This is a genomic window from Bradyrhizobium sp. CCBAU 53421, from assembly GCF_015291625.1.
GTDB lineage: Bacteria > Pseudomonadota > Alphaproteobacteria > Rhizobiales > Xanthobacteraceae > Bradyrhizobium.
In genome coordinates this window covers 7,706,397-7,719,918 of record NZ_CP030047.1, presented here as the reverse complement: position 1 = coordinate 7,719,918, position 13,522 = coordinate 7,706,397, and the positions used below count along the sequence as shown (strand labels likewise).

The following is a 13,522-nucleotide window of genomic DNA, read 5'->3' as shown; positions in this document are numbered from 1 at the left end:
TTCGAATCTCTTCAAAGCGCCTTCGTCCAACTGCTGCGTGACGGCCGCCTTGGCGACATCGAACTCCTTGACCCTCGCCGTCAGGTGCCAGACCGGACTGCCTCGCTATGGGAACGCAAAACGCACGACTTGAACGTCTCGCGCAGATTTCCGGCATTAATTCGCTGAAATAAGCTGAGAAAACATGCGTCGGGTTTGAAATGATCGCAGGGCCGACGAACTCTTGGGCACGCTATAGGAGCGCCGGGATTCCGAGCGATTTGTAGGGAGGTGGAGCAGAATGAATCTTGACAGAGCAAAGCAGATTGCTCCAGTCGTCTTCTCTGATAATTATCTAGAGGCGAGGGATAAATTCCTGGTAGCAGCGCCTGCGTCGAGAGCATACCAATGCAGCACAGAGGGACCGTCTGGTGAGGATCTCTTTACCGATGCAGTGTATTTCGGCCGCTCGGAGGCCAAGAGGGTCTTGGTCCTCGTTTCCGGCGCGCACGGTCCAGAAGGATACTGCGGATCCGCAGCACAACTCTTATTCTTCAAAGCCAAGTTCCACGAGAGGCTTCCGCCCTCAACAGCCGTGCTCTTCATTCACGCGCTGAATTGCTACGGTTTTGCCTGGGATCGCCGAGTAACTGCAGAGGGGTGCGACCTCAATCGGAATTTTATCGACTTTTCAAAGCCGGTTCCCCGAAATTCTGGATACGACGAGCTGGCTGAGCATATTGTTCCTGCGGACATTTCAGAGGAGGGATCGCGGCGCGCTGAGGCCGTGCTCACGGCATATCGATCGCTGCACGGTGAGCAGAAATATCGGGAAGCGCGGTCTAGTGGGCAGTACACGATCCCTGGCGGCATTCACTACGGAGGCGCGGAGCCGACCGAAGCAAGGCGAACTTTGGAGCGTATCGCGGTAGACTTTGACCTCGCAGCTCGTGATCAGGTCATCATTATCGATTACCACACTGGGCTCGGTCCTTACGGATATGGCGAGCTGCAATGCGAACAGCCGTCCGGGGCAAGCGGCTATGAGCGAGCCGTAAGCATTTTTGGCCCGTCCGTGACGTCCCCCGATCTTGGGACGTCTTCCTCGGTTGTCTTGCACGGCACGCAAGATGAATTCTGGCAACGTGTTCTGGGGGACCGGCACACCTACGTCGTCCTCGAGTTCGGAACTTACGTGTCGAAGGTCGTACTGCGTAACGACCATTGGCTGTTCATGTATCGACCGGAAGAGGCTGATTCTGAACTGGGCCGACAGATTCGGAATGCCTCCAAACTGCACTTCTATCCGCAGAGGTTAGATTGGAAGGAGATGGTCGTTTGGAGGTCACACCAAGTCCATCGGCAGGCAATGGAGGCGCTTATGTCTGTAGACTAACTTCCCCCCGAGAGTCCTGTGGGCTGTCATTCTAGGGCGGGCTTGCTCAGCACCTAGCCAGGGACCGCCAAGTGTCTTCCCGGCGGCCTACCACTGCGTATTTCCTCCAGAAGGAGTTAGAGTCCGGCCCGAAGTTGCAGCGAGACCGAACTTTGGAGCACCCGGAATTAGAGCTTTGCGCCTCTGTCACGTTGGCGCGCTGGTTGCGCCGACGTGGTTTTGCAGCAAAATCGGCGGTCGATTGCCGATCGCCCCGTGCGGCCGTTCCTTGTTATACAACAAGGTTTGAGAACGCCCACAGGACTGGTCTTCGCGAGGTTCTTTATCGACATCATCCTTGGTTTGGTCGCCGAGTTTGCGTTCATGGAAGCATCGACAAGGCTGGTGATGCCGCTTTCCGCTGCTCGCTGAATGGGTCGCCAGCAGATCGATGGTTGGAGGTTCCAGCATGGATGTTCGACCGGGCAGCATGCCCTGACGCAGAACTTTTGGCGGCTCAGCCGTTTGTCAGCATCGTCGCGCTTGCAGCGCTCTGCGCTTCTCGATCTGGCGTTGAAGGATCGAACGCCATCAGCTGCCCTGCTTTCTGGCGCATCCAGGGTCTCTCACGACCAGAATCGGGGAGAGACCTATGTCACGGCAGATGGCAATGCCAGGGAGCGGATACCGACACAATCGACAACCGCGGCCGCAGCAGATGGATCTGTTCGGGAGCGGCCTATCGAACGGCGCCATCGGCGCGCCCGCATGGCCGGAGCTGCCGGCGGAAGCCCGGGCCGCCCTCATGAGCCTGATGACGCAGTTGATCCTCGACCATGCTGCGAGGACAGCGACGCCACCCGCAAAGGAGGTCGATCGTGATCTCTAACAAGGTTCGGCCTCATCATCTGGAGCGCAAGGCGATTCTTTACGTGCGCTAATCCTCAGCCCATCAAGTATTGCACAATCGCGAGAGCAGCGCGCTGCAATACGCCATGCGCGACCGGCTGACGTCGCTCGGTTGGACGGAGATCGAAGTGATCTATAGCGCGACAATCAGGATGAGAGCGGCGCGTCAATCAAGATGAGACGAGGCGGCCGAGTCAGGAGATAATTGACGCTGGCCGCCGACTTGGCAAGCGTTGATTGACGCTGCGCGACAATCAAGCGGCGCTGCCAGCGTCAATCAAAGTCTTCGAGTTCGTTTGGGGTAGTGTGAACAGGCGGCCGGCCTGGACCACGCTTGCGATCGAGGGCAACTTTTCGACGGTAACTTTCGACGTTCATCTCGAGGATCGTGGCGTGGTGGACCAAACGATCGATGGCAGCCAACGTCATTGCTTGGTCCGGGAAGATACGCCCCCATTCGCCAAATGGCTGATTGGCCGTGATCAGCAGCGAGCGTCGTTCGTAGCGGGCGGCGATCAACTCGAACAGCACACTGGTTTCCGCCTGATCCTTGCTCACATATGTGATGTCGTCGAGGATCAGGAGGTCATAGCGATCGAGTTTGGCGATCGCGGACTGCAGCGCCAGCTCGCGCCGCGCGACCTGCAGCCGTTGCACCAGATCAGTGGTTCGCGCGAAGAGAACGCGCCAACCGTTCTCGACGAGAGCCAGGCCGATCGCCGCGCCGAGATGGGTCTTGCCGCCGCCCGGTGGACCGAACAAGAGCAAATTGGCGCCGGCCTTCAACCAGGCGTCGCCGGCGGCGAGCGCCATCGCCTGTGCCTTTGATAGCATCGGCACGCTTTCGAAGTCGAAGGTGGCGAGCGTCTTGCCGGCGGGCAAACGCGCTTCCACCATGTGTCGCTCGATCCGACGGCTGGTGCGATCGGCGGCCTCGTGCTCGGCAAGGGCGGCGAGGAAGCGGGCGGCAGGCCACCCTTCCTTGTCCGACTGTGCGGCGAGCTTCGGCCAGATCGCCTTGACGCCCGGCAGGCGGAGCTCATTGAGAAGCAGCTCGACACGGGCAGCATCGACGGAGGTAGCGATACCGGTCATGCTGCCTCTCCCAGGTTCGAGTGGCCCGACATGACGCTGACGGAGGCGAGTTCATCGTAGACGTCGAGCGGCGCCAGCTTGACGGCGACACGCGGGATCGAGGCCGCCTCGGGCCGGAAGCGGTCGCGCAGCGCGGCAAGATCGGGGTAACTGTCCGGCGTCCAGATCCATCGCGATCGCCTCGGCGAGTTCTGCTTCGCAGGCGCGCTCGTGAGCCAGCGCCAGAAGCTCGACCGTCACCTTGCAGGCGCGCCGGTCATCACCATGCTCCCGCAAGGTCTCGAACAGACGTTTGTAAGCTGCACGCGGGAAGAGTTGGTCGCGATAAACGAGATTGAGGAGCGCCATCGGCTTGCGCCGCAGGGCATGGATGACGTGCCGGCGCCTGACGACGTCACCGGGATCACTTTCTCCTCGAAGTCGGTCGTGCGGCCTTTTGGCAGCGGCGCCAATGCCTCCTTCTCGAGCGCGATCGGCTTGGCGAGGTTGGCGTTGCGCCGGCCGACAATCTCGTCGACAAAAGCACGGTACGCATCGAGACTGGCGAAGTCGCGCGTCCCCCGCAGCAACAGCGCATCTTCCAGTGCCCGCTTGAGACGGCCGTGCGCGCTCTCGATCGAGCCGTTCTCATGTGCGATGCCCGCATTGTTGCGCGTTGGCGCCATGCCATACTGGCCCATCAGCCCGGCGTAGCGCTGCGTCAGATCCTCCCGTGCGTCGGCGGCCAGATTGCGGAACGCTGCCGACAGGCTGTCGCTGCGATGCTCTCGCGGCACGCCGCCAAGCGCCCACAGCGCGTTCTGCAAGCCCTCCGCCAGGGCGACGAAGCTCGCCGCCGAGCACGACATGGGCATGCTCGAAGCCGGAGAACGCCAACCGGAAGTGATAGAGCCGGTGATCGAGCGGCTCACCCGCGATGGTAATACCGAGCGCGCTCACGTCGGTGAAGTCGGACAGATCCAGGCGGCCGGGCTCGTGCTGCTGGCGGAAGATCACGTCCTGTTCGGGGCCGTTGAGCGCCGGCCAGGCGTTGATGCGCGGCTCCAGCGTGCGGCGGATGTTCGGGTTCAGGTCATGATGCCGTCGGCGCAGCTCGTCCAGCACGCCGATCACGCGGATGCCGGGCGCAGCCTTCAGGATCGGAACGATCTCGGCCTCCCAATACTGCGCGAGCGGATCGGACCGGCGCCGGCCCCTCGGCGTCTTCTTCTGCGATGGCGGGCGACAATCGCCCTCGATTCGATGCGCGCTTGCCTTCGAGAACCCCGCCTTGGCCGCGGCGGCCTCGGGGGACAGTGTCTGTCGGTAGGTCATGTACAGCCTCATCTGGTGGTCGGTGATGTGGAGGCCAGGCAAGGCATCGATTTCTTCCGGCCATTCACTATCGGGCACATTTTTCAACGTAAGCGGCAAGCTGAGGCCGTCAGGCGGCGTGGTTCCATGGCATAAGCGCGTCGAGTTCGCTGCTCGGCCAACCGTTGGCGATACGCTGAAGTGTTACGGCGAGCCAGGCGAACGGATCGACGTTGTTCATCTTCGCCGTCTGCAGCAGTGTTGCGATAGTCGCCCAGGTTTGTCCGCCGCCGTCGCTGCCAGCGAAGAGACTATTCTTTCTCGTAATTGTTTGTGGCCTGATGGCGCGTTCGACGATGTTGGAGTCGAGCTCGATGCGGCCGTCGGCCAGGAAGCGCTCGAAGATGGCGCGGCGCGAGACGGCATAGCGGATCGCCTCAGCCAGTTTTGATTTGCCGGAGATCCGCCGCAAAGTCTGCTGCCAGAGGTCGAAGAGATCTGCGACGATCGCCGCGGAGGCTTACTGGCGCGCGGCGACGCGTGCGTCGGGGCTTTGACCGCGCACGGTCTTCTCGACCTGCCAAAGCTTCACCATCCGCTCGACCGTCGCCGTTGCCACTTCTGAGCTCCCTGCAACATGTAACTCGTAGAACTTGCGCCGGCAGTGTGACCAGCAGCCAGCCAATGTGATGCCATCATTGCCGCGATCGGATCGCGCGAGCTTGTTATAGGCGGCATAGCCATCCACCTGCAGGATGCCGCGATAACCATTGAGGTGCCGGACCGCGCATTCGCCGGAGCGGCTGTCTTCGAAGCGATAAGCCACCATCGGGGGACCGTCGCGGCCAAACGTTCGGTCATCCCTGGCATAGGCCCACAAATAGGCCGTCTTCGTCGATCCGGAGCCCGGAGCGAGCGTCGGCAAAGTGGTTTCGTCGGCAATGACCCGTTCGGCCTTCTTGACCTCGCTGAAGATGTAGTCGGCCATCGACCAGGGCCATCAACTGCGCAGCATTCAGCTGCACCCGATGATGTCCGATCCGCGGCGAGCAGAACCTCGCCTTCTCAAGCCGTTTTAAATAAAGGCACACGCCAGAGCCATCCCATCATACGATCTTTATTCGGTCGGCTCTTTTGGCGCGGAACACATAAAGCGAACCATCGAACGGATCTGAGCCGGCATCGCGTACCAGCGCAACAAGGCCATCGATACCCTTGCGGAAGTCGACTGGATGGCTAGCCAGGAACACCTTCACGCCGGAGGGGATCATGCCGAACGCACTGCCCGGATCACCCGCTGCAACTGCGCCTGGTCGACGTCCACGCCGGCGCGCACGATCACCTCGCCAATGGCAATTTCGATCACTGCGCCTGCCGCAGACACCACCACACCCTCGCAACTCGAGTGCCGCGCGGGACAATGGCGACCCAGACCGTCACCACCATGGCCGGGCTATAGGAGATCGAGGCCGACATCCGCGGCCAGGATCCTGAGACGCGGGTGAAAGCGCGCTAGGAAAAGTCCGCCGCGATTGTCGCGGCGCTGTTCGATCTGTGGGACAAGGAGCTGCCGCGCCTGTCGGGCAAATCCAAACTCGCCGAGGCGATCCGCTATGCCACATCCAGACGCGCAGCCCTCGAGCGCTTTCTAAGCGACGGCCGTATCGAGATCGACTCCAACACCGTCGAGCGGGCAATCCGGCCGCAAACCATCACAAGAAAAGATTCGCTCTTAGCGGGTAGCCATGGCGGCGGCCGGACCTAGCGACCATCACCGCGCTTCTGCAGACCGCGAAGATGAACGATGTCGATCCGCACGCCTGGCTCACGCAAACTCTCGAACGGGTCGCGCAGGGCTGGCCGATCTCTCAGATCGATGCTCTCATGCCCTGGCACTTCAAAGCCTGAACGGCCTCAGCTTGGCGCTTACCTTCAATGAGCACATGCCACTGGTCCAGGGGGAGCTGGCTGGTGACGATCGTGGAACGATGACCGTAGCGATCTTCGAGGATTTCCAGAAGATCGTGACGGGCACCGGCGTCGAGCGGCTTAAGCCCCCAGTCATCGAGTCACGTTGAGCTCTATGTGACTCGACTTATGTGGAGCGCACAAGTGATGTGGAGTTGAGGGTCGACATCGGCGCCGGTCCGGCTTTTGACAGCCGCCAACTCCACATAATTTACCTGTAGGTCATAGCCTCTTCAGCCAATCAACGATGTTGATCGCCGCAGAGGAGACGTGCCCGGCACGAGGCGGTGCGAGGATCTCAGGGAACACCTGCATTAGCGCCTGGCGTTTTAGATCGATGTCCGCCCTTGCATAGGTCATGGTTGTGTTCAGCGACGAATGCGCGAGCCATTGGCTGATGGTCGCGAAGTCGACTCCCGCCTTCAGGAGAAAGATGGCGGTCGTATGCCGCAAGGAATGGGGATGGATCCGCTTCTCCTGCAGCGTGCGGGTTGCACTGGTTCCGGCCGTGATGTGCTTCTTGAGCAGGTAACGAACGCCAAAGCGGGTCAACTTGTTGGCCTGGCGGTTCACGAACAGCGGAGAGTCGCCGCCTCCTGAATGAGCCGCACTGTTCGAGAGGTCCTGCAGAAGCCGTGCGGTTTGCGGCCAAATTGGACACAATCGCATTTTGCCGCCCTTGCCGCGTAGCCGGACTTGATGAGGAGGATCAGTGCGGATGTCGCACAGGCGCAGATCGAGTATCTCCTGAACACGGGCACCCGTATTGAGCATTAGTGCGAACAGGGCATAGTCGCGCTTACCCCGTTCCGTGGAGCGATCGATCGATTTGAGCAACGCTTCGACTTCCTGCGGCTCAAGGTATTCGATCGGCTTGCTACGCGCGCCGCGTTTGAACGGTACGCCTAGCACGCGCTGCAGCTCGGCTAGATGGGCGGGCCGTTCGGTTGCAAGAAAGCGAGCAAATGTACGCAGTGCCGCCAGCCGCGCATTGCGGGTGGCGACGCCATTGTGACGCTCGGCCTCCAGAAAGGCCAGGAAGTCCTGGACCTGCCTGGCGGTGAAATCGACGAGGTCGAGATCCTCGATAGCCTTGGCTGTTTGCGACGAAGTAAAACGCAAGAACAGCACGATGGCATCCCGGTAATTGCGTATGGTGTGTCGGCTGGTACCCCGGAGCGTCGGCAGATACTCGCGGAAGAACCGTGCCCTTGCCGAGTTCGTTAGGTCTTTGGGATCTCATGCGGCACCTCCGGCGATGAGATGGCCGAAGTGCGTCTCGAGCCGATCGCTGGCTGCAGCAGCGAGTTGCGGAATCCAGCGCAGGTAATAGGCAGTCGAAACAATTGAGAAGTGCCCCATGTACATCGCAAGCTTTGGCAGATTGGATTGGACATCCGCACCTTGCTGATACCATCGCAACAGCGACCCGACCGCGAAGCTGTGACGAAAATCGTGCACCCGCGGGGTTCGTCCGTCGGTGCCGCAAATGTTGGCTGCTCGGAATAGCGCTTGGATTCCTTGGCGCAGACCGGTACCCGTGTAGCCGCGCACCCGCCCCTTGCTGTTGCACAGCAAGGGTGAACCCGCTGAACGGCTCAGCGGTGGCCGAAGCCGCTTCCTGAGGTACGACCTCAGCTCCCGAGCGGCGTCTGGCGACAACGGGACGATCCGCGACTTGTGGAACTTCGATGCCCGAATCTGCAAAATGCCGTGGCGGGGATCGACGTCGGCCAATGTGAGGTGCAGGAGTTCGCCCCGACGGAGCCCTGCCGTGTAGAGCAGGACCACGGCAAGTCGCATCACGGCTGGCCGAAGCGGCGAGGTCGACGTCGGGGCCAAACGATCGGCCGCGGCCAACATCCTGGCGACCTCGGCCGCCCCAAAGATGACCGGCGGTGCATCCGGCCTGCGATGTGGGAGACGGTTGATCCGGAACGAAGCAGGTTGGCTCGGTACGCCGTCGAGAGGCAAAAGTCGCGCACGATGCGCTGGCGATTACGTCGCCTGTTTGCAGAGAGATGACCTTGCGCCGCGCACCATGCATCGAAGAGTGCTTGATCGAGGTCGGAACGGCTGGTCTTCTCAAGAAACCGACGCAGACCGTCGATTATGCGCTCCTCATTGACGTAGGCGCGGCCGAGTGAACGTTGCCTCCGCAAATATCGGTCGGCCAACTGGTCGAACGCGCTGCATTGTAATGTCGCGCTCATCTGGCGTCCTCCTCGAGGCCAATGGTCGCCGTCGGCAGAGCAAGCGCGACCTCTCGCAAAGGCTCCGGTCTCCAGCCGGAGATAGACGCAGGTGCTCTCCAGGGTATGGTGACCCAGCAGATCACCGATCACCTTTACGCCGATCCCGCGATCGAGCAGACGCATCGCAAATGAATGGCGCAGGCAGTAGGAGGACGTACCTTGGAGCGGCAGCCCGCTCTGACCCGCGCGCTTCTGGTAGAGATCGCCGATGGCGTAGTGCGTGAGAGGACCGACCGGGGTGCTGGCGCGGAGGAACAGTTCAGGGTGCTTCCCGCCAGGCCGGCCGCGGCGCAGATAGTGTCTGAGAATCCGCAGCGTTTGGTCGGCTAGGGGAAGGACCAGATCCGATCTGGTTTTGCACTGCTTGACGTGGAGCGTCTTGTTTCTCCCAATCGATGGAGCCAAGCGTCAACGTGATGATCTCTGAGGGACGCAGGCCGTAGTGCGCCATCAAATGGAGGATCGCATAGTCTCGCCAGCCAAGCCGGCTTGATCGATCGATAGAACGCAGCAGCCGCTGGACGAGCGGCCATGCCAGCGCTCGAGGCGGCAGTTCACCTCGGTAGGCGCGCGGCACGTCAATTACGTCGAGCCGCTCTTGGACCTCGCCCTGGTCGAAGCAAAGCCGAAGAAAAGCACGAATGCGAGCGGCAACGTGCTGTAGTGTCTGTCGTTTGATCCGCCGGGCTTCGGTGATTACGAACCGCTCGACTGCGGCGGCTGATAACGCCTGCAGCGGGGCGTCAGCTGGCAAAGCGTGCGCGAGCAAGCTTTTCGCGGTTGCGATGTGCTGTTCCAGCGTCGCGCTGGAAAGGCCACGCACCTCCGATAGATGCCGTCTGTAGCGATCAAGAAGCGATGAGAACGGGTCTGGCGCCGGTTCCCTGACGAGCAGTCTTCTCACGGTGAGAAAGCGTACAACGGCGCATCGAGTGCCTTGCAATGACGTAGAAGAAAATGCTTGCGAGAAAAACCTCTCTGAAACGCCGGTCTCGCAATCAAGCCGCGCCGCGCCCATCCGATCGAGGGCTTCCTTTAGCCCTCGTACGTGGCGGCAGGCTGTGGGTCGGGCGTATCCAGCCGAGATGAGCCAAGCGGCGAAATCTTCCAACAAAGCGCCATTGGGCGATCCCGTGTAGCACGCGTGAACCTTCCGAAATAAGTGTTCGAGCATGGTTGCCCCCGTTGGATGGTTGGGAGAACCACGCTACCGTCGTCAGCTATGTTGAGTAGGAACGGTCGAAACGGCTGTTAATAGCGGGGAGATCGATACGGCTCCACATCACTGTGCGCTCCACATAAATCGAGTCACGTTGAGCTCAACGTGACTCGACGATCTGTTCCGCGCCATCGCCGACGACGCCGGCGCATTGCTGCAGACCCTGATCCATCAGCGCTACAAACTGCACCGCAGCGTCATCGTCACCTCCAATCGCGTCGTACCAGGATTTGGGGCATATCTGGGGGACAGCACCATGAGCACGACGATCCTCGATCGCCTGATGCACCACTGCCATCTGCTTGAGTTCGACGGACGCAGCTATCGGCTCAAAGAGCCCGCTGAAACTCTTGCCCGTGAAACAAACTCAAAATAACAATCCCTTCTGTCCTGCCTCGCTGGTGGAGGAATTTGACTGACCACACCCGGAGGAATTTGAAGTGACCAGCTGGGCGTTCCCGGCCCTCAATATTGTGACCAGCAAGGTCATCGGCAATGAGCGAGGAGATCAATGCCGCCATTCTGAGCCTTTCGAAGGATGGCATACGATGAAGCTGATCGTGTGTCAGATTGACCGCAGTAGAAATTGTGCGGCCAAGGTAATCCTTGGCGAACGCACGAACGTTTTCCGGACTCGGCAAAGTTCCGTAGATCAGCATCTGCTATGGCTCAAGGATCGGTGCGGTGGCCTGCCTAAATCGTGCGGAGCTCTATGGCGCTGAGTGTGGGCATGGCTTCCGAGGCTCGCTTCGCATCATAGCCGGGTGGGCGACCCAACAGACAATGGGCGAAAGGCCGACGCCCAAAAACGGTGCGCGTCCGGAACGACCACGCGCCTCTTCACGATCGGGCGAAACTTGCTCACGAAGGCGGAGGCCGTCACGCAGTTGCGATCGAAGGGGGGCTGTGCGCATAACATCAACTTTTCGAGCGAGCGTGTCTTGTTCTAATTCGGAAGGAGCACCCCCGCCGCCAAATGTTCGGCACGAGGCGACCATCGTCGTTTCACGCGTACTGCCTTCGTGTTGAGGTCGTGTCTGGTTGAAGACGTCTCATGTTCGGATCCCGACACGAGGCTTCAAGTATCCCGCCGACCCGCGGTAAAGCACATGGATTTAGATATCTTCAAGCAACACTTGCACCCTGTTTTTTGGCACGCCGATTGCTTGGGGGGGGCGTTCCGATTGATGGCTGTGCCATTCCCTGGAATGACGACAAAGAAACTGAAGGCGCGTCAGATGTCGAAAAGCCTGATCAACCTGCTCGCCATTTTCGACCTCGAACCGATGGAGGTAAACCTGTTTCGCGGCAACAATCCGAACACCAGCTCGCAACGGGTGTTCGGCGGCCAGGTAATTGGGCAAGCGATGGTGGCGGCCTGCCGCACGGTAGTAGGCCGGCTGCCCCATTCGCTGCACTGCTATTTTCTCAAGGGCGGCGATCCGCAGGTGCCGATCATCTATCAGGTCGAACGCCTGCGCGACGGCAAGAGCTACTCGACCCGCCACGTCACCGCAATCCAGCACGGCAATGCGATCTTCTCGATCATGGTGTCGTTCCACGCCGAGGAGGTCGGCGCCTTGGACCATGGGGACAAAATGCCCGACGTGCCCCGGCCGGAAAGACTTACGGCGGAGGAATTCTCCAGACAGCCGATGTTTCGCGAACTCCCGGACTTCATCCGCCGCTACTACGAATCCGATCGGCCGATCGAGCTCCGCCCAGTCGAGCTCGGCCGTTATGTCGGTGAGAAGATTGACGACGGTCGCATTCATATTTGGATGAAAGCCGCCGCGAAATTGCCCGACGATCCCGCCCTGCATATGTGCGCGCTGGCCTATGCCTCCGATCTCTCGCTGCTGGATGCGGTGATGGCGCGCTATGGCCGCACGCTGTTCGATGAGCGCGTGATGTCGGCTAGCCTCGACCACGCAATGTGGTTTCACCGCCCGTTCCGCGCCGACGAATGGCTGCTCTATGCCAAGGATTCACCGAGCGCGCAGGGCGGACGTGGTCTCACGCGTGGCCTGATCTTCAAGCCAGACGGCACGCTGGTGGCGTCCGTCGCCCAGGAGGGCTCGGTGCGTGAGCGAGGTCGTTTACGCGCGCAGGAACGCGCCTCGTGATTGCGGCCGCTTTGACAGGCCCGCTTCCGGTGACCGCCCCAGTCATCCAGCGCACGCGCGAAAAAGCTCTTCGCAGCAGGCTCAGAGCTCATCATCATTCAACCATACATCTCGCAACCATTACATTTCGAGATGGATCGAGATGGTGCTGTGAGGCGGCCCGACCAGCATCGTCCCCGCGTCTGAAGACAATCGGTCACGGATAAGGACGGATTTTGCAGGACCGCAGCGAAATCGTTGTAGGAGTCTGTTCGAGAGGCGGTGGAATGGCAGCGCAGCTTCCGGATTACGTCTAGGTTTTCGACTTTAAGCTTCCGATTTCGTCGCCACGGTTTTCAGAATGAATGAAGTGATCGGCGTAGTATCGGCAATCAAGGTCTAGGAGCCGCGTCTAATGGCGTACAGCACTATTCTTTATGAGGCAGACGACCGCGTTGCGCGGATCACGTTAAATCGACCGAACAAAATGAATGCTCTCTCTCTTAAGCTCTGCGATGAATTCCAGGATGCACTCACGCAAGCTGAGCACGATCCGGAAGTTCGTGTTATTGTGGTTACCGGCGCCGGGGGACGCGCGTTTTCAGCCGGCTATGACCTTGACGACCCAGATAACGAGGTACCGTTCGGGGAGCCACGAACTATCGAACATTTTGATAGGCGGAATAGTAAAGACTTTCAGTTCAACTATTCTCCGTTCAAATGCCCTAAACCAGTTATCGCGATGATCGAAGGCTACTGCTTGGCGGGGGCCTTGGAGTTCGCAACAATGTGTGATCTTCGCTACTGCTCTGACGATTCGCGGTTCGCTGTCACTGAGACGCGGTTTGCCGCCGGCGTGAACACTCTGGCGATGCCATGGGTAATCGGTCAGCGTTGTCGCGAACTGATTTACACGGGAGACATGTTCAATTCTCAAGAGGCGTATCGACTCGGGCTAGTGAACCGCGTCTTCCCTAAAGATCGGTTCGAGGAGGAAGTTGTCCGCATCGCGAAACGTATATCACGCGTTGCCATGCCAACATTGGTTTGGAACAAGAAGGCGCTCAACCACGCACTTCTCGCAGCTGGATTCGACTCTGCTCTGCAGTATGGGGCTGAAGCCAATTTGATCATGGAAAATTCGCACTCCGAATTTAAGCGCTTCGGTGAGCTCATTCGATCTGAAGGCCTTGCGGCAGCGCTCGAGTGGCGTCAATCAATCTTTGCGCCGTTCGAATCCGAGACGTCCTGAGCGTCCTCCTGCTGCAAATCCAGACAGTCTAAGCAGCCCAACCGTCGCTGAGATCGCCGTGACTATTCTTGA

10 protein-coding genes and 6 pseudogenes are annotated in these 13,522 nt (G+C 60.0%); 6 read left to right on the top strand and 10 right to left on the bottom strand.

Translation table 11 applies throughout. The annotated features are described in order from the left end of the window. Positions 1 to 280: 280 nt before the first annotated feature. A complete protein-coding gene (locus XH92_RS36000; protein WP_194456336.1) occupies positions 281 to 1,375 on the top strand; it encodes a DUF2817 domain-containing protein in 1,095 nt (364 codons plus the stop codon). A 186-nt stretch (positions 1,376 to 1,561) separates the two neighbouring features. Here the strand turns inward: XH92_RS36000 and XH92_RS43780 are convergent, their stop codons facing one another. Continuing rightward, positions 1,562 to 1,825 (bottom strand): hypothetical protein, encoded by a 264-nt coding sequence (locus XH92_RS43780; RefSeq protein WP_194461710.1) that lies wholly within the window; start codon positions 1,823 to 1,825, stop codon positions 1,562 to 1,564. A 181-nt stretch (positions 1,826 to 2,006) separates the two neighbouring features. Here XH92_RS43780 and XH92_RS35990 point away from each other — a divergent pair, with 181 nt between their 5' ends. Next, entirely contained in the window at positions 2,007 to 2,243 is a 237-nt protein-coding gene (locus tag XH92_RS35990; protein ID WP_210345510.1) for a hypothetical protein, read from the top strand. Positions 2,244 to 2,536: 293 nt separating this feature from the next. Here the strand turns inward: XH92_RS35990 and istB are convergent, their stop codons facing one another. The 4 genes and pseudogenes from istB to tnpB form a co-directional block, all read right to left on the bottom strand. After that, positions 2,537 to 3,358: an IS21-like element helper ATPase IstB gene (istB, locus tag XH92_RS35985; RefSeq protein WP_194456335.1), complete on the bottom strand. Its 822-nt coding sequence runs from the start codon at positions 3,356 to 3,358 to the stop codon at positions 2,537 to 2,539. Continuing rightward, positions 3,355 to 4,684: pseudogene (gene istA / locus XH92_RS35980) on the bottom strand (IS21 family transposase). The gene istB and the pseudogene istA overlap by 4 nt, the downstream one beginning before the upstream one ends. Before the next feature lie 97 nt (positions 4,685 to 4,781). Continuing rightward, positions 4,782 to 5,639, bottom strand: a pseudogene (locus tag XH92_RS35975) (IS66 family transposase); the annotation flags it as partial. 55 nt (positions 5,640 to 5,694) lie between these two features. Then, a pseudogene (gene tnpB, locus XH92_RS35970) lies at positions 5,695 to 5,922 on the bottom strand (IS66 family insertion sequence element accessory protein TnpB); the annotation flags it as partial. A 152-nt stretch (positions 5,923 to 6,074) separates the two neighbouring features. Here tnpB and XH92_RS35965 point away from each other — a divergent pair. After that, positions 6,075 to 6,559: pseudogene (locus XH92_RS35965) on the top strand (transposase); the annotation flags it as partial. On the opposite strand, the pseudogene XH92_RS35960 reads toward XH92_RS35965, so the two are convergent. The 5 genes and pseudogenes from XH92_RS35960 to XH92_RS35945 all read right to left on the bottom strand — a co-directional run. Then, positions 6,559 to 6,720: pseudogene (locus XH92_RS35960) on the bottom strand (ATP-binding protein); the annotation flags it as partial. The pseudogenes XH92_RS35965 and XH92_RS35960 sit on opposite strands and share 1 nt — an antisense overlap. A 121-nt stretch (positions 6,721 to 6,841) precedes the next feature. Beyond that, the gene (locus XH92_RS35955) at positions 6,842 to 7,774 is read right to left on the bottom strand and encodes a tyrosine-type recombinase/integrase (RefSeq protein WP_246788616.1); all 933 of its coding nucleotides are present in this window, start codon (positions 7,772 to 7,774) and stop codon (positions 6,842 to 6,844) included. Between the two features lie 84 nt (positions 7,775 to 7,858). Then, positions 7,859 to 8,482 carry a tyrosine-type recombinase/integrase gene (locus XH92_RS42865; RefSeq protein ID WP_210345509.1) on the bottom strand — a complete coding sequence of 208 codons (624 nt, stop codon included), beginning with the start codon at positions 8,480 to 8,482 and terminating at the stop codon, positions 7,859 to 7,861. Further along, on the bottom strand, positions 8,422 to 9,216 hold the full coding sequence (locus XH92_RS44055; protein ID WP_371818105.1) for a tyrosine-type recombinase/integrase: 795 nt from the start codon (positions 9,214 to 9,216) through the stop codon (positions 8,422 to 8,424). Before XH92_RS44055 ends, XH92_RS42865 begins: the two co-directional genes overlap by 61 nt. After that, positions 9,134 to 10,048, bottom strand: coding sequence for a site-specific integrase (locus XH92_RS35945; protein ID WP_210345508.1), 915 nt, complete (start codon positions 10,046 to 10,048; stop codon positions 9,134 to 9,136). Before XH92_RS35945 ends, XH92_RS44055 begins: the two co-directional genes overlap by 83 nt. A gap of 154 nt (positions 10,049 to 10,202) precedes the next feature. Here XH92_RS35945 and XH92_RS35940 point away from each other — a divergent pair. The 3 genes and pseudogenes from XH92_RS35940 to XH92_RS35930 form a co-directional block, all read left to right on the top strand. After that, a pseudogene (locus tag XH92_RS35940) lies at positions 10,203 to 10,469 on the top strand (ATP-binding protein); the annotation flags it as partial. 862 nt (positions 10,470 to 11,331) lie between these two features. Then, positions 11,332 to 12,219, top strand: a complete 888-nt coding sequence (tesB, locus tag XH92_RS35935; RefSeq protein WP_194461586.1) for an acyl-CoA thioesterase II — start codon at positions 11,332 to 11,334, stop codon at positions 12,217 to 12,219. A 394-nt stretch (positions 12,220 to 12,613) separates the two neighbouring features. Then, positions 12,614 to 13,450 (top strand): enoyl-CoA hydratase/isomerase family protein, encoded by an 837-nt coding sequence (locus XH92_RS35930; RefSeq protein WP_194456333.1) that lies wholly within the window; start codon positions 12,614 to 12,616, stop codon positions 13,448 to 13,450. The last annotated feature ends 72 nt before the right edge of the window (positions 13,451 to 13,522 follow it).